Annotated in this window: 17 protein-coding genes; 4 read left to right on the top strand and 13 right to left on the bottom strand. The window is 35.6% G+C overall.

The window, feature by feature from the left end:
- Nucleotides 1-26: 26 nt before the first annotated feature.
- Both KO02_RS09105 and KO02_RS23760 read right to left on the bottom strand, forming a co-directional pair.
- Nucleotides 27-1,202 (bottom strand): IS4 family transposase, encoded by a 1,176-nt coding sequence (locus tag KO02_RS09105; protein WP_038694773.1) that lies wholly within the window; start codon nt 1,200-1,202, stop codon nt 27-29.
- A 74-nt stretch (nt 1,203-1,276) separates the two neighbouring features.
- Nucleotides 1,277-1,423, bottom strand: a complete 147-nt coding sequence (locus KO02_RS23760; RefSeq protein ID WP_158500277.1) for a hypothetical protein — start codon at nt 1,421-1,423, stop codon at nt 1,277-1,279.
- A gap of 1,148 nt (nt 1,424-2,571) precedes the next feature.
- Here KO02_RS23760 and KO02_RS09095 point away from each other — a divergent pair.
- Together KO02_RS09095 and KO02_RS24355 are read left to right on the top strand one after the other, a co-directional pair.
- Complete coding sequence (locus tag KO02_RS09095; RefSeq protein ID WP_051959836.1) at nt 2,572-3,075, top strand: hypothetical protein; 504 nt, start codon at nt 2,572-2,574, stop codon at nt 3,073-3,075.
- 50 nt (nt 3,076-3,125) lie between these two features.
- Nucleotides 3,126-3,257 (top strand): IS3 family transposase, encoded by a 132-nt coding sequence (locus tag KO02_RS24355; protein ID WP_081918336.1) that lies wholly within the window; start codon nt 3,126-3,128, stop codon nt 3,255-3,257.
- Between the two features lie 117 nt (nt 3,258-3,374).
- Here KO02_RS24355 and KO02_RS09090 read toward each other — a convergent pair whose 3' ends face one another.
- From KO02_RS09090 to KO02_RS09065, 7 genes are all read right to left on the bottom strand, one after another.
- Nucleotides 3,375-5,261 carry a fimbrillin family protein gene (locus KO02_RS09090; RefSeq protein WP_144243286.1) on the bottom strand — a complete coding sequence of 629 codons (1,887 nt, stop codon included), beginning with the start codon at nt 5,259-5,261 and terminating at the stop codon, nt 3,375-3,377.
- A 20-nt stretch (nt 5,262-5,281) separates the two neighbouring features.
- The gene (locus tag KO02_RS23235) at nt 5,282-5,458 is read right to left on the bottom strand and encodes a hypothetical protein (protein WP_235212374.1); all 177 of its coding nucleotides are present in this window, start codon (nt 5,456-5,458) and stop codon (nt 5,282-5,284) included.
- Nucleotides 5,459-5,869: 411 nt separating this feature from the next.
- Nucleotides 5,870-6,319, bottom strand: coding sequence for a nuclear transport factor 2 family protein (locus tag KO02_RS09085; RefSeq protein ID WP_038697696.1), 450 nt, complete (start codon nt 6,317-6,319; stop codon nt 5,870-5,872).
- Nucleotides 6,320-6,770: 451 nt separating this feature from the next.
- The gene (locus KO02_RS09080) at nt 6,771-7,310 is read right to left on the bottom strand and encodes a GNAT family N-acetyltransferase (RefSeq protein WP_038697694.1); all 540 of its coding nucleotides are present in this window, start codon (nt 7,308-7,310) and stop codon (nt 6,771-6,773) included.
- Nucleotides 7,311-7,454: 144 nt separating this feature from the next.
- Complete coding sequence (locus tag KO02_RS09075) at nt 7,455-7,694, bottom strand: hypothetical protein (RefSeq protein WP_038697692.1); 240 nt, start codon at nt 7,692-7,694, stop codon at nt 7,455-7,457.
- 31 nt (nt 7,695-7,725) lie between these two features.
- Complete coding sequence (locus KO02_RS09070) at nt 7,726-7,959, bottom strand: hypothetical protein (RefSeq protein WP_038697690.1); 234 nt, start codon at nt 7,957-7,959, stop codon at nt 7,726-7,728.
- An 847-nt stretch (nt 7,960-8,806) separates the two neighbouring features.
- On the bottom strand, nt 8,807-9,322 hold the full coding sequence (locus KO02_RS09065) for a hypothetical protein (RefSeq protein WP_144243285.1): 516 nt from the start codon (nt 9,320-9,322) through the stop codon (nt 8,807-8,809).
- 133 nt (nt 9,323-9,455) lie between these two features.
- Here KO02_RS09065 and KO02_RS09060 point away from each other — a divergent pair, with 133 nt between their 5' ends.
- Nucleotides 9,456-10,631, top strand: a complete 1,176-nt coding sequence (locus KO02_RS09060) for an IS4 family transposase (RefSeq protein ID WP_038694773.1) — start codon at nt 9,456-9,458, stop codon at nt 10,629-10,631.
- Between the two features lie 67 nt (nt 10,632-10,698).
- Here the strand turns inward: KO02_RS09060 and KO02_RS09055 are convergent, their stop codons facing one another.
- Nucleotides 10,699-11,412 carry a hypothetical protein gene (locus KO02_RS09055; RefSeq protein WP_051959834.1) on the bottom strand — a complete coding sequence of 238 codons (714 nt, stop codon included), beginning with the start codon at nt 11,410-11,412 and terminating at the stop codon, nt 10,699-10,701.
- 264 nt (nt 11,413-11,676) lie between these two features.
- Between KO02_RS09055 and KO02_RS23540 the strand changes: the two genes are divergently transcribed.
- On the top strand, nt 11,677-11,841 hold the full coding sequence (locus tag KO02_RS23540; RefSeq protein ID WP_235212373.1) for a hypothetical protein: 165 nt from the start codon (nt 11,677-11,679) through the stop codon (nt 11,839-11,841).
- Between the two features lie 366 nt (nt 11,842-12,207).
- Here KO02_RS23540 and KO02_RS09050 read toward each other — a convergent pair whose 3' ends face one another.
- The 3 genes from KO02_RS09050 to KO02_RS09045 all read right to left on the bottom strand — a co-directional run bounded on the left by KO02_RS09050 (nt 12,208) and on the right by KO02_RS09045 (nt 14,774).
- The gene (locus tag KO02_RS09050) at nt 12,208-13,632 is read right to left on the bottom strand and encodes an amino acid racemase (protein WP_038697688.1); all 1,425 of its coding nucleotides are present in this window, start codon (nt 13,630-13,632) and stop codon (nt 12,208-12,210) included.
- A 289-nt stretch (nt 13,633-13,921) separates the two neighbouring features.
- Nucleotides 13,922-14,008 (bottom strand): LysR family transcriptional regulator, encoded by an 87-nt coding sequence (locus KO02_RS24350; RefSeq protein WP_410528212.1) that lies wholly within the window; start codon nt 14,006-14,008, stop codon nt 13,922-13,924.
- 25 nt (nt 14,009-14,033) lie between these two features.
- Nucleotides 14,034-14,774, bottom strand: coding sequence for a substrate-binding domain-containing protein (locus KO02_RS09045; RefSeq protein ID WP_038697686.1), 741 nt, complete (start codon nt 14,772-14,774; stop codon nt 14,034-14,036).
- Nucleotides 14,775-15,090 lie beyond the last annotated feature (316 nt).

Here is a 15,090-nt window from a genome sequence, read left to right as displayed (position 1 = left end):
GATAATTTCAATTTTGACCCTATTTTTTAGTCTGAGAATATCTGTAGCTGTCCATTTTTACCCTTAACTGGTGGCCTGATAAAAGGATCATCTATCCATTGCCATATATTTATTTTCACGAATATATTCATCCTGATAAACCCGACCAAGTTAGACAGATTCCAATCGTATTTAGCCTTCTTCTGAAGGTATTTGAGCAGTAATATTCCAATCAACGAAGTCCATATTTGGATCATGACCGCATTTTCAGAAGTACCCACAAAAGATGATATTTTTAAGCGTTGCTTCAGATGCTTGAAGAAAATCTCGATCTGCCATCGCTGTTTATAAATGTTAGCTACTAGTGATGCCTTCCATTGGATATTATTTGTCAGAAAGTGGTACTGGTTGTCTGTGCTGCTGTCCCAAAAGTGAATCAAGCGTAATGGTTTAGAGTTGTATCTATCTGCTGATGGACCAGAAAGCTCAATGATCTCATCTTTAATGATTCCCTTTTCAAGGAGTGCTTCACTCTGGTATGACTTGATAACGTTGTACTTCATGTTAGTTTTACTCCTGGTAACAAAATAACAACCTCTGCTGTCCAAATCCCCGAGCCAGTTGTAATCCACATAACCTCTATCCACCACTACAACGCTTCCTTTGGAAAAACTATAGCTACCCGCACGCTGGCTTTCATGAACTTTCCCGTCTGTAATCTGCATGAAAACAGGAAGACATCCATCATAATCCAGCACAGTGTGCAGTTTTACAGCACCTTTGGTGCTTCTAAATTTAGCCCAGTCAAATACAGATAAACATAAAGGGATGATACTGGCATCCATCAGATAAACCTTGCGCTTTAATTGCGTTAGATCTTTGCGCAAATGGGTATCCTTTTGCCATAGCTTATCTAATAGCGAAAAGTACAGATCTTTAAAGAGTTCATGGGTGCGGTGCTTGTTGATATAGGAAATATTGGACTTGCTGGGTGCTCTACCAACACCTAAATGGTTCAAATTACCAGTCGTACTACGTAAGCCATTACTGATATCACGAACTGAATCTGCAGAAGAAAAATGGCAAAACAACATGCTAGCAAGATGCGTCCAGCTGTTGATCCCTTTACAATGTTTGTCACTCTTGTGCTTAGCAACCAAAACCTTGAATAATTCGCGGTCGATAAGTGATAAAATCTGACTAAAAACGTTTAAATTTACCATGGCGGTGTGTTAAAATTTGACGATTTAAATATAGCAACTTTGCTATAGCAAAACACCGCCACTTTTTTCAACGTTTAGGACGCTACTGACCTGAAATAATAAGATTCGTATCCCATAAGGTTAACTGTTACGGTATCTCCAAAATGAACATTATTCAGACTAAAATCTCCTGTTGCAGTAGTAAATGTGCCGTAAGAAGATGTCGTTACTCTTGCGTTCATAATAGGTTTTTTTGTCTTTTCGTCAACCACTAACCCGATTACCTGTTGTGCAAAAAGCTGATTTGAAAAGTAAACAAGAAATATTAATATTATCAATCTCATAATACAGGTGTGGTTAAAGCTGTGAGTTCTTCAAAACTAACAATCAATGAGTTGACTACAAAAAGGTTAACACACTTTAACATTAACTTAAAAAACCTATACAATACTATGTCGAACTTACCTGCTTAGATAGCGGCATTTTCTCTTACTTAAGTAAAAGCATTTACAGTTAAAACGTAAATAAAAGTGGTAAGTAATTTGGTGAGTGCAGGATTAGAAGCCTTAAAAATATTGAAATAAAGCAGTTTTTTGGGAGGAGGTCATGTCTTCAATTTTCTGTGCGGAGTTTTCAATGAAACTACTTTGGGTGAAAGTAAGATTAATATCAGTTTTATGGTTGACCCAAAATGATGCTGCAACTTCGCAATCCAGCACAAAATTGGGAAGGCATCATGATTCCACATGGTAAAGCCAATGCGAATAAAGGGCACGAGAACGAGTAATAGAAACGGTTATGTTAACATCCCAGAAAGAACGCTCTCTATACAATTTAAGAAAGAGACAGGAAATGATCTGGTTACTCAGTTTTGGAAAACTAGACTTGGTGCTAAAGTACTGGTATGTTGAACTTAACCATCTAAGCAACAAACTCGATATATATTTCCAATATCATTTACCTATGATGTAGCATAAGAGTGGTTTTTATCGTTTAATAAATTATGAAAAAGATATTGATATTTTCAATTCTCATTGGCTTATTATCAAGCTGTAGCAGCATGAAAGATACTACGGATATTACCTCAGTCAGCTTGACAGGAATAATAACACCATTAGAATGACTACCTTTCAATATGAACACATGTGATAAAGGCGGAGAACAAAACATACGTTTTGAAAAGTTCAAACGTACAGTTAAATGACTATGTAAATAAATCAGTCTCGCTTATAGGTAAAAAAGTTCCCGGACATTGGAAGATGGTCCTGAATTGATTGAAGTATCACGGATTTCGATCAAGTAAATAATGTCTACCGCCCCTATCGGACACAAACTGATTTTAACAAACTAGAAAAATTATACTAATTAAATAACCTATACTCAAAAAAATATGATTCGTCAATTCTATTTAGTAATATTTATTGCAGCTACTATTTCTGTCAGCTGTCAAAACCAAAAACCAATATCCGCTACAAATGAAGCTAAACAAACAGCCTCGGAGGCCCCCAAACTTGAAACGCATTTAAGAACGGTAGCCAATAATGTCACCGCCGACTCTGTACAATTATCTTTCACTGTAATAAACAATGCTGATACGGCCCAACAATTTTGCAAATGGGAAACACCCTTTGAGCCCAGGTTAGGGAAATATATGGAGATTATTGACCAACAAGGGAACGAAGCGCAATTTACGGGAGCAATGGCCAGACGAGTAATGCCCCCTCCTGCGGAAAGCTATATTCAAGTACCTCCACATGATAGTGTAAGGACAGTATTCGACCTTGCAAAAAACTATTCCCTTAAATCTGGACAATACACGGTCAGATATCTAGGTGGAGGTATTAGCGGCCTACAAACAGGTAATGAAATTAAAATATCCATAAAGGGTCACTAGTAATGATTGCAAACCTTGTTCAATAAAACTGGGTACACTCCTCGTCGCCGATGAGTTTGCTTGTAAATTATTTCTTCGGCATATTAAAGTTAGAATTGTTCTACACTAAAAAATATACTTCGATAGATGAGCTTAAAGAGGACATTGAAGATTACAATAATAAGAGAATAAAACTCAAATAAAGCGCAAAGGGCCCGGTAAAGTACCGAGCCCTTGTCGCTTAAAATTTTTAAATTAACTTTATCCAAACTTTTGGGTGCACTTCAAGATGCAAATGGCTATATAAGATTGAATAATAATTAAGGTGTATTGATTCCATTTAAGGTAGCTCTTTCTATCGCCCAAGCCATTAAATTGGCAAAAACAATCGAATTATTAACAGCCATACTCCCTGCTGTATGTCCATTCCCAGCCATACCGAAAGGTCTTATTACCGGGAAATTTTGTGCATTCGTTGCAAAAGGATAGTAATTTACGCTGGGAGTTCCACTTTGTAAGTCATTCCCTAGAAAACTTATATCGCTTACCCAAAAAAGATTCAGGCTATTATGCTTGAACATGGTTACCCCAGGTACCACAACTGTACTATTGACTGGTGCACCTGTTGAATAGCTCGTAACAGCACCAGCTGGAATACCTGTTAAACCCAGCGCAAATTGCGTACTTGACCCCCAATACTTACCTCTTACATCTCCAAATACGCCATTCAAAATTTCGTCATTAGTACTGGACAATTGATGAACATCTCCATCCGTATAAACTTCGTTTAGAACAATAGGTGAATTATTGAAAACTCCATTAAAAAAACTTTGCAAATATGGCTGATCAAATAATCTTGGTTCCATCATTAAAAGTACAACTCCACCCTCTTGTAAATAAGTCAATAATGCGGTATAGTCAGCCGCATTTGCATATCTATCATCAGAAGCAAGTATAACGATATCAGGTTTTTCAGCTGCATTCAAATTCGTTGCAAGTGCTCCTGCGTTCAGCAAATTGACATGTTCAAACCCATCGGTTTTCACTAGACTTGTTGTTGCAATTCCAAAATTACGCCAATCCTTCAATAAATTATAAGATGCAAGCATCCCACCAGAAGTACCAAAGTATATTTGACCCGCATGAACTATTTTTAGGGGTGAAAGCGGTTTACTTAACCTAAGTTCTCCTCGCAATACTTTTCCTAATGCTGGCGTATATGGTCCAAATGCGATAGTAGCAGGGGTCAATGGATTAACTAACTCAACAATACCACCAGCGGTTTGTCGGAAAGTCAAAGCGTTGATTTTGACCGAAAATTGGCTCAAATTAGCTGGATCTGCCGTATAAAACCGCGCAACCTTGATACTACTGGATCCTGCTACAAGGTCAGTGAATACCAAAGGACCGGTCGTGTAAGACTCAATAGCACTTGTTGAACCACTCTTAAGATTAAATGTCCCTTTGTTGAAATAGCTATCTGAAATAAAACTGGCATCTATTGTCGCAATATTACCGCCCAATTGCTCGGTATTGACTTCTACTAAAACCTGTGCGAGTTTATGTGCAAAAGTGATAGGAAGCGCGGTACTTACAGCACTCACAGTGACATCTCCGGAAGCATATAATAGTTCCTTATCAATAGGGGTTTCCACTGTTGGAGTTGCTGTACTGGTTGGTGCTGCAATACTTGCTTCGGTATTGTAGGAATAGGCGTACCACTGGTACTGTTCTCCGAGAGTAACTTCAATTTCAAGACTTTGACCTGCTGTAGCCTCCACAGAATTAACGAAAGATCCGTCAGACTTTTTATACAGTAAGATACGATACTTAATACCGTTGACCATAACTCCGGCACGCTTAGCACTTCTAGCGACACTCAGATTGCTATTGGTCCCGATATTATTTAACACCAATTGCTGGGTATCATGCATCGATGCTTCAGTCGAATTGACAACGCCTTTGTAATCTTTAAATTTTATCTGCTGTGGAACAGTAGCGTTTTGACTAATACTGTTTGTCGCTTTCATTTTTGTCGTTGCGATGGCTTCACCATCAGCAATACCTGCTACTTGGACAACCAATTTTACTTGATTCCCATCAGGTGAAACCGCTAACTCTTCTTTATTGGAACAGTTTGAAAAAATGGTCAAAATCATGATCAGCGCTACAAAAAAAGAGGACCTTGCTCCTTTTCTTTTTATCATTGTAGTCCTGTTGTACATCCTTAAAAATTGAGGTCTTTTGAAGAGGTTTCAGTATCCAAATCGTCCACTCCAGGATTGTTGGAACCAGCCGGTCCTCCAGGGACTAGACCTGCCGAACCTGCGGCAATGCCTTGCTCTAGCAGCACTGCCTCAACGGATAGTTTTGGCGCTACGTAATTTAACTTCTTGTTTTTCATAATAATTTTAGTTACAAGGGTCTAAACCTTAGTTAAACAATATCAAACAAACATAAACTACTACATATTTGTTTGTCTCAACGTAATTTTTGATATAAAATATTTCTTTGGTTAGGTAGTATACTCAGGTATTAATAATATAATGGCTCAAATATATCATTTTATTGTAAACTCACGGTTTAGCAGAGTATTATTTTTACGCTGAAACCTCAATAAATCTGTTACCCTGGAGATATCCTTTATACTATTGTAATATTTTTTTAGAGATTTCTTGCCCCTTCTAGGATGGTATGCAAAGAATATCAGATTTGCAACAGAATATGGAATTACCTTTCTATTTTCTACCCTGTGAGGTTAAAAAAAAGCCACATCTCACGACATGGCCTTCACTAAACGTATGATTAAAGTTGATTACTTATAGGTATTGATCGATTGCGTTACTTTCCACGTTTCGCCGTCATTGACTAAGGTCACAAGATCGGTTTTAGTAAATCCTTCAAATTGTTTAGTCACTTTAGCCACCATATAATCGCTGGACTCCTCTAATATGGTTGTACTCGTTTTACAGTTCAACTGCTCTCCTCTTTGTCTTTTCAAGAATGAAATAACTTCTGAACGGCTATTTGTCTTATCGTCCGACGCCTTTATTTTTTGATTAAAATCTGCTGCGAACAATTGCTCTACTCCTGCTGACAGCCCTGCTGTCATTACGGCAACATAATGGTCGATGGCGAGGTCTGCTGTAGATAGATTGACTACTGCATTTTTTGTATTGCTTACTACTGGTTTGCCTGCTGCCACAGTGAAGGTAGATACTGCAATCAAGGCTGCTGCTGTGAATGTTTTTGCTAAAGTTTTCATAATGTCTTTATTTTTATAATGTTAGTATTGTTTCTAATTGTTGACTCAAAAGTAGGGTGTAATCCATACCTACCCTATGGCAATTAGACAAACTCAACAAAAAATTCGGTGAATGGAGGAAATAAAGAGGTGAACCTATTTTAAATTTTTTTGAACTATTTTAGCCGACGGGTGTTCTTATTATACAAAACAGTAACAAACATACTTTCAGTACGAAAGTGAAAAGGATAAATGACGTAGTACAGTAATAAATCCGACAGCATGTAAAATCGTTGGATGATGAAACAAAAAAGAGGAAACGATAAGAAACAAAAAATTACTGTGCGGTTGAACGCCAAGATAAAGGGTCTAATGAGAATTAGACCCTTTTAATATATAACAATATGCTATTGGATGCCAATAAAGTCTGATACACTCCCTTTGTAACCTTCTCATATATTAATTAGCAGAATTAACTTTTATTCTCCCAACTAGCTCTTTTCAATTCAAACCAATCTGTCAGGTTGCCTTCATAATCAAAAGTTTCTTGCAAGTCAAAGCCTAATTTCGTTAACACCTTTTTTGAATTTACATTTTTCGGGTCGGTTATTGCATAAATTTTATCAGCATTGAGGTTTTTAAACCCATAATTCAGTATTGCGGTTGACGCTTCGGTCGCAAAACCTTTGCCCCAATGTTTTCTTTTAAACCTATAACCAAGCTCATAGAAATTAACGTGGTTATTCAAGGGTTCTCTAAAATATTTTAGCCCAGCCCAACCAATACATTCGTTAGTTATTTGTTCAACAACACCCCAACGAGAAATCCCATTTTCCACATATTGCTGTTTTAGCATTTCAATCACTTTCCTTATTTCGACAATAGATTTAACGGGACTATTTTCAATATATAAATGAACTTCGGGGTCAGAGTCCATTTCAAACAAATCATTTTCGTCAGAATAGTCTAATTCTCTTAAAACTAAGCGATCTGTTTCTATAAATATATCCATTATGAATTGCCAAAGTTGTTTTTATCAAGACCTAATTTACAAAAAAAACAATATCATTAACATTGAACTTTCTTGACTACTTGATGGTTTCCAGAGTGTAAAAATAGCCGGAAATTCTGAATAGGATTTGTATTGTTATTGAACTTAATCTACCAATCTTTTCTTGAGCAGCGCCAACTCCCCTGCTATCATATCTGGCCATCGGGCGAAGCCCTGTTTAATGATATGCTCACCATCCTCTAGCGTGAACAATTGGGAGATGCTAAAGGCAGACTCACGGATGCCTGCAATCTGTCTAAAGGATAACTGTGCTCTGCTCTTGCCTGTTTTTACAGCTGTAGGATGCATGAGTATATATTCTTGGTGTATTTGCTTTAACTTCATCTTTCGTCGTTTTAATTTAATCGATCATCAATTAGAAAACTCTCAGGAATTTTCCTTCTAACACTTCTTCGGGTACATCTAGGATCTGCTCGATTACTACTGTCGCTGACTCCTTTTTGAACTCATTCATAAACTCCCATAAGTCGTTTACTTTTGTCGGAACAAAATGTTGGATTACGTCGTCCACACTGTTATCGGATTTTAGGATATTGAATCCTTTACTTTTAAGATCCTTCAAGATTTCGATAGTCAATGGTACATACATCGCAATAATTATTTATCTTTTCGCCTATTTCCAACAGGTAGTTCTTCTAGACTGCTTTTACTTTAACAACCACCCGCAGCCTACTACCACCCTATTTTGAATTAACAATATTGAACAGGTCGGGCACGCCAGAATGTTGAGCAACCAGTTATCTTGGAGCGTGCCTTCCCTGATTCAATATCCAAAGATACATAATAAAACTAAATATATTAGTAAAATTTTACTATTATTTTTAGCTCGATTGATATTCAATATTTTAAAAATTAGAGTACCCTACTCCTTTTATTCTATTACGGTTTACCGTAAATATTTATTTTGACTTTCAATTATGTTCGCAAAAATTTATACTATATAAATCCGTAATTAATAACCATCTTATTCCTAATGGAAGAGCAATCAAGATGGTGGATTCGGAGTGTTTCCCGCTTTCAGTATTATTTTTTCTTTGATCTTAACATTTTATGTCCATCCCTATTCAATATCCAAACATAAATAAGTAAACTAAATATATTAACTTCTGTTTGCTGTAATCTACCAGGGGTTTGGATGTACAATAATATAAGACAACATTCGTCATTGGGGCAATTAACTCCAACAGGAAAACAATAGCAAATCTGATTGGAATTTTTTAGTTTTGGTTGTAGCTAGTTAGTGTAAGATTACATCATCTTAATTTGTATTTATTCTTTGATAAGTGGTTGGTTAAACTTATCACTAATGTTCCAATGCTTTGGATTCAAAACTTTCAGCTAAACTAAAGAAGTTCAAATAAATCTATTTTAATTTGGCACGAAAACTGCTTTTTTACCAAACTGTTATTTCAAGCAGACCTTTGACAATTATGTTGCTACATACAATTTTTAAGCAACCTTGTCCAAGTGGTTTTAGTTTTTTCAAAATCATTAAAATGTTTTTTTACATTTTTTCTGTATTTTTCAAATTCAACTAATATTTTGTGAAAATCTTCTGTTTTAAAATAAACACAAAGTTTTGGTATAGTAAGTTTTAGATTTTCTTCGATTGTATGCATTGTCGCTTCAAAATTTTCATTATCTATTATGTAAACCAACAATGGCTTATATCTTATCCAACCGATTGTAGCATTTACAAATCGCATTAGTATTTCATTACTTGTATTTTCTATAGGTAACAGAGCCACCGGTAATACACCATTTAATATTCTTTTATACATTGAAAATCCATCGTGAAACGCATAACATGGAACTTTTACAACTTTTAAATCCGTTAATGCTGTACTCATAAAAGTATCTTCACCTCTTGCTCCGGGAGGGTTATAAAATGGTGGAAACTTCTGGTAGTTTTTTAAATTAAAACAGAGATTAGCTCCAGAAATAAATTTCATTCCATTAGTTTCACTTACTTCGTAAGCAGTGGAATTATTCAAAATCAGTAGCGTCCTAAACGTTGAAAAAAGTGGCGGTGTTTTGCTATAGCAAAGTTGCTATATTTAAATCGTCAAATTTTAACACACCGCCATGGTAAATTTAAACGTTTTTAGTCAGATTTTATCACTTATCGACCGCGAATTATTCAAGGTTTTGGTTGCTAAGCACAAGAGTGACAAACATTGTAAAGGGATCAACAGCTGGACGCATCTTGCTAGCATGTTGTTTTGCCATTTTTCTTCTGCAGATTCAGTTCGTGATATCAGTAATGGCTTACGTAGTACGACTGGTAATTTGAACCATTTAGGTGTTGGTAGAGCACCCAGCAAGTCCAATATTTCCTATATCAACAAGCACCGCACCCATGAACTCTTTAAAGATCTGTACTTTTCGCTATTAGATAAGCTATGGCAAAAGGATACCCATTTGCGCAAAGATCTAACGCAATTAAAGCGCAAGGTTTATCTGATGGATGCCAGTATCATCCCTTTATGTTTATCTGTATTTGACTGGGCTAAATTTAGAAGCACCAAAGGTGCTGTAAAACTGCACACTGTGCTGGATTATGATGGATGTCTTCCTGTTTTCATGCAGATTACAGACGGGAAAGTTCATGAAAGCCAGCGTGCGGGTAGCTATAGTTTTTCCAAAGGAAGCGTTGTAGTGGTGGATAGAGGTTATGTGGATTACAACTGGCTCGGGGATTTGGACAGCAGAGGTTGTTATTTTGTTACCAGGAGTAAAACTAACATGAAGTACAACGTTATCAAGTCATACCAGAGTGAAGCACTCCTTGAAAAGGGAATCATTAAAGATGAGATCATTGAGCTTTCTGGTCCATCAGCAGATAGATACAACTCTAAACCATTACGCTTGATTCACTTTTGGGACAGCAGCACAGACAACCAGTACCACTTTCTGACAAATAATATCCAATGGAAGGCATCACTAGTAGCTAACATTTATAAACAGCGATGGCAGATCGAGATTTTCTTCAAGCATCTGAAGCAACGCTTAAAAATATCATCTTTTGTGGGTACTTCTGAAAATGCGGTCATGATCCAAATATGGACTTCGTTGATTGGAATATTACTGCTCAAATACCTTCAGAAGAAGGCTAAATACGATTGGAATCTGTCTAACTTGGTCGGGTTTATCAGGATGAATATATTCGTGAAAATAAATATATGGCAATGGATAGATGATCCTTTTATCAGGCCACCAGTTAAGGGTAAAAATGGACAGCTACAGATATTCTCAGACTAAAAAATAGGGTCAAAATTGAAATTATCTAAAAATAGATACTGTTTCAAGGGAAACACGCGCCTAAAATTTATTTAGGACGGAAGTGATTCAAAATAGTTTCATCAGCATAAGTTACCCCTTTTTGATTTATAATGATTTGTTTCATTTTGTCCCAAGTAATAATATCGTTGCTCAATGCTTCAATAAACAATTGAAAATCATTTTCAGTAAGAATATCATTAAATTCCAAATAAGGAATAGGGGAAATATATCCGCAATGTAATCCATGGGTAATATCAGCATCATCATTAAATTTCAAATGTGTACTTAAAATGCTCTGACCCATCCACAATAATTTATCATTATCATTTTGGTAGGTAGCTAATGGATATTCATCGTCATCAATGAAAAGCAGTTTATCCATTTTTAGTTTTATAGCAAAGTAGGTTATAATGTTTCTTTTTTTTGCAAAACCTTCTCCAAAAAGCAAATGACAATCTTCAGTATTAATCATATTATCTGCTTCAACCAATAGATCAATCTCCCTGTTTACTTCGTTTACACCATAGAAATGTATCGAATCTACCAAGTCTTTTAGTTCCTGTGGTACTTTTTTAAAATCATCGGTATTGGTGTTTTTATAACGCAAGTCATATGATACTAAAACATGAATTCTCACTTTTTTATTTTCAATCAAGCCGTGTTCAAGCCAACTGTTGATGTATGTTTTTAATAGATTTTGAAAAAGTACACGTCCAGTAACAAACCCAATTCCAATATTAATTGTTTTTTTATCACTCATTATTTCTTTGCGTTTTGTTTAAGTATATAGTACCCAAAATTTTAGGACTATTATTTTTGTAATTTCCAGACTTGTCAATGGATGGAGTGTTTCTTTATGCTTCCCCTTAATGGTGTGGGGCTGGGCAGAGTGGTAGAATTTAAAGTATACATTTTGGATCTAGTACTAAACCCACAATGTTGCCAAACTGCTAGTGGCTGGCATTTTGGCAAGGTACAATAAAAAAAATGGTGACTGAATGGAGCTGAAAAATAATACAACGTAATGAATGTACCACTTTTACCTTGCGGTACAGAGTTTACTGTATTGAGCATTAATCAAAACCTGGATAACATTCGAGGCCGCATCGACAAGATTTATGAAGATATGATCAAGTCCGAAGGATTTGCTACTGCACAGAAAGTAAATCTCTCTTTTTTTTGGTACTGATGTAATGGGTGATGCGTGCAAAAAGCTGATTTGATAAGTAAATAAGAAATATTAATATTATCAATCTCATAATAAATTTGAGATAAGGGTTGCGAGCTTCTAAAAGAATAAAATTCAATTAGTTGATAAACAAACAATTAACGCACTTTAGCATTAAAGGCAATATTGTACTTTTAAAGAATGTCTACAAAAAATTATATCGAATTTATGTACTTCGATACCAACATTTTTTATTTTAGTAAAAGCATTTGCAGCTAAAACTTATATAAAAATGGTGAGTAATTCGGTTAGTGGGTAAACTTCACAAAGAGGGAAATTTACCATTACAAGTAAAACAATTTAAAATTTTATTGATATTAAAAAAATCTAAACTTTAGATAAATTCACGATTTTTTTTGCTAGCACAAGTGTCGGATCGACTAAAGGTATGATTTTATCTTCATTAACAATTTCCGATTCATCTGGAAACATTAACGGAAGTTCTGTACAACCTAATATAATAACATCAGCTCCTTTTCGAATAATGAAATCTACAGCTTTTAGTATATTATCTTTACAAATACCAGCAGTAAAATTAGCTTTTACACCCCGTTCTCCATAGATACTCTCCATTACATACTTTTGATGTTCTTCATCCGGAATAATGACTTCAAAACCAAATTCACTTAGTACATCTAAATATACATTACTCTGGACTGTACCACTTGTTGCAAGAAGACCTACTTTCGTATTTGATCCGAAATTCCTGTTAATATACTCAACTGTAACGGTAAGCATATTGATGATAGGAACTGTTAAATGCTCCTGTATGCTCTTAACAAATGCATGTGCTGTATTACAAGGAATAGCAATTGCATCTACACCTGCAGCTTCTAACTTCTTACAAATAGAAAACATAGCTATTGTTGGATCTGTCTCTTTTCGAATCAAATGTGCTGTGCGGTCAGGTATTTGTGGATTTTGTTCAATGATCATCTTAATATGATCTTGATCTCTCTTTGCTGCAGTATTAATAATAATTTTATTCATAAAATCCACCGTCGCAGAAGGACCAACACCTCCTACAATACCTAACTTAAAGGGCTTTAAAACATCCTTAGTAAAATTTCCCAATGCATAATCTACATAAATTTGGTTAACATCAAGTATAGGGACACCTCTTTTCCAAAGTTGTTCCGTAACGAGTGAAAGCTCGGAAACACAAGGTACAATAACTTCACACCCCTTATCCATCAGCTCGGAACAAGCTGTATAAACATATTCCAATGGTATTCCATCGAAATATCCTTTCTTTATACCATTTTCCCCATAAACAGCTTCCATCATATGCTCCTGGTCAGTTGGAAAAAACAAATCGTATCCTTGGAAATAACGTTTAAGAATATGATTCTCTTTTACATAATCAGAGGTAAGAATACCAATCTTAACATTCTTTTCAAATGAAGATTTTAGATACAGTGAAAGTGCATCAAAGATATTAACAATTGGAATAGAAATTTCCTTTTGAAGTTCTTCAAAAAAAGTATGGCTGGCAAAACATGGCAATAATATTTTACTTACTGATTTGCTCTCAAAACTTTTACATAAATTGTAAGAATAAAACTTCCTAGATTTAATATCGTCCTCATGATATAGAGGTGAATTTATCTGACTATAAGGTTGTTGTTCAAAAATAAATTCATATTCCTTTTGGTTTTTAAGCACTTTTGGATTCTTAAGAAGCTTAAATAGGACGTCTGCACCAGACAACGTTCCGAGCCCTCCAATTACAGCAATTTTTTCGTTTATCATGATTAAATATGAGGATAATTTACTTTAATACTCTTATTTGTTTAAAATGAGCGTATTTATGTTATCACTAACATTGACCATCTTCCAACAAAGTTTGTACATGAATTTATTAATATTATTCAGCATTTATAAGTTTAATGTATATATCTGAATCTTACCTTAACTAACTACACGCAAAACTAAAGAATTCCAATCAGATGATTTCCGCCCAATTTCAGGAGTATTCTGAAAGTAGAAAAATTTGCTATTTTGACCTGATTTTCAATAAACATTTCAAGTGTTAATTCCTCTAATTGGTCACAGCGGGCTGGCTAATAAAAAACTCAGCTGCCGCTTTAGTAAAGTTCAACCTTTTGACAACGGTGTAGAATACCATTTATAAGAAATCAATCATGGAGTGGCTATTGCCAACCCCATTTTTTAAAAACCTTGTGCGCAGGATCACTTTGAAGAAACTTCATGAATGATAACGCCTGTGTTTGATGAGCGCCCTTTAAGGTCGGTGCTATAGGCGTTCCCCTATAGGTCTGGAGTTCCGATGACAATTCAACTATTTCAGTTTCATTCTTGAGGTTCTCATGCCAGGACGCGTAAGTAATCCATGCATCAAAAGAAGAATCTTTTTTCCAAGCTTCGATGCCAAGCCCTGTATTGGCAAAGGACTGTCCGATATGGGATTGAATTTTTGCAATGAGATTTTGTTTGCCTACTATATCTTCCCACAACCCCAATTGACCGGCACCGTTCACATCAAGGATTTGGATTCCAGGTTTTGCCAGATCCGCTATACTTTTTATTTGCTTGGGATTGCCTGGTCTGACCAAAATTGCAGCGCGTCTTTGATAAAGCGATATACGGTCTTTGGAATCAATTAATCCCTGATGCTGTTGATCGAATTGGGTCAACATGTATTCGGATCCGCCGAATATCAGATCTGCATTCTGCTCTGCCATCGCCAGCCACTTACTTTCCGGCCCACCCACAACTTTCACCGGAATCCCGGTTTTAATTGCGAACAATTGCGCACATTCCTTCATGGGAGACAATGGTCCTCCTGGTCCGTATACATACAATGTGTCTGACTGAGCCATAGCTGAGCTGGTCATAAAAGCTATGGCTATAATCGATATTACTTTTTTCATAACCTGTTATCTAGTTGTAAAACCATATTTTCGATTAACTTGTTTGGCGGCATCACTGATAGTCAAAGTTCTAAAAATAAATACTTTATCAATTACTAAAAAAGTTACGCTGACTTATTCCACCCAAATTTAGTCTTCTGAATAAATGAAGAGTCTGATTTTATTAATTTGAAACCATGACTGTGTAAGTTAGCATTAAAATTTTTAAAATAGCATCTTTTAAAAGCGCTCATTCTGTCACTGTCTAAGGTTTATAAGATTACTTTTTTTTCTAATCCTACCTCAAGGAGGGAAATATTGGCGGTTTTTAATTTTC

Source organism: Sphingobacterium sp. ML3W, from assembly GCF_000747525.1.
Lineage (GTDB): Bacteria > Bacteroidota > Bacteroidia > Sphingobacteriales > Sphingobacteriaceae > Sphingobacterium.
This window is presented reverse-complemented; position numbering and strand designations above follow the sequence as displayed.

Bases quoted from the DNA above. Each gene is read 5' to 3' on its own strand.
- KO02_RS09105 (WP_038694773.1), bottom strand. From the start codon at position 1,202: ATGGTAAATTTAAACGTTTTTAGTCAGATTTTATCACTTATCGACCGC.
- KO02_RS23760 (WP_158500277.1), bottom strand. From the start codon at position 1,423: ATGAACGCAAGAGTAACGACATCTTCTTACGGCACATTTACTACTGCA.
- KO02_RS09095 (WP_051959836.1), top strand. From the start codon at position 2,572: ATGATTCGTCAATTCTATTTAGTAATATTTATTGCAGCTACTATTTCT.
- KO02_RS24355 (WP_081918336.1), top strand. From the start codon at position 3,126: ATGAGTTTGCTTGTAAATTATTTCTTCGGCATATTAAAGTTAGAATTG.
- KO02_RS09090 (WP_144243286.1), bottom strand. From the start codon at position 5,261: ATGATAAAAAGAAAAGGAGCAAGGTCCTCTTTTTTTGTAGCGCTGATC.
- KO02_RS23235 (WP_235212374.1), bottom strand. From the start codon at position 5,458: ATGAAAAACAAGAAGTTAAATTACGTAGCGCCAAAACTATCCGTTGAG.
- KO02_RS09085 (WP_038697696.1), bottom strand. From the start codon at position 6,319: ATGAAAACTTTAGCAAAAACATTCACAGCAGCAGCCTTGATTGCAGTA.
- KO02_RS09080 (WP_038697694.1), bottom strand. From the start codon at position 7,310: ATGGATATATTTATAGAAACAGATCGCTTAGTTTTAAGAGAATTAGAC.
- KO02_RS09075 (WP_038697692.1), bottom strand. From the start codon at position 7,694: ATGAAGTTAAAGCAAATACACCAAGAATATATACTCATGCATCCTACA.
- KO02_RS09070 (WP_038697690.1), bottom strand. From the start codon at position 7,959: ATGTATGTACCATTGACTATCGAAATCTTGAAGGATCTTAAAAGTAAA.
- KO02_RS09065 (WP_144243285.1), bottom strand. From the start codon at position 9,322: ATGAAATTTATTTCTGGAGCTAATCTCTGTTTTAATTTAAAAAACTAC.
- KO02_RS09060 (WP_038694773.1), top strand. From the start codon at position 9,456: ATGGTAAATTTAAACGTTTTTAGTCAGATTTTATCACTTATCGACCGC.
- KO02_RS09055 (WP_051959834.1), bottom strand. From the start codon at position 11,412: ATGAGTGATAAAAAAACAATTAATATTGGAATTGGGTTTGTTACTGGA.
- KO02_RS23540 (WP_235212373.1), top strand. From the start codon at position 11,677: ATGAATGTACCACTTTTACCTTGCGGTACAGAGTTTACTGTATTGAGC.
- KO02_RS09050 (WP_038697688.1), bottom strand. From the start codon at position 13,632: ATGATAAACGAAAAAATTGCTGTAATTGGAGGGCTCGGAACGTTGTCT.
- KO02_RS24350 (WP_410528212.1), bottom strand. From the start codon at position 14,008: ATGGTATTCTACACCGTTGTCAAAAGGTTGAACTTTACTAAAGCGGCA.
- KO02_RS09045 (WP_038697686.1), bottom strand. From the start codon at position 14,774: ATGAAAAAAGTAATATCGATTATAGCCATAGCTTTTATGACCAGCTCA.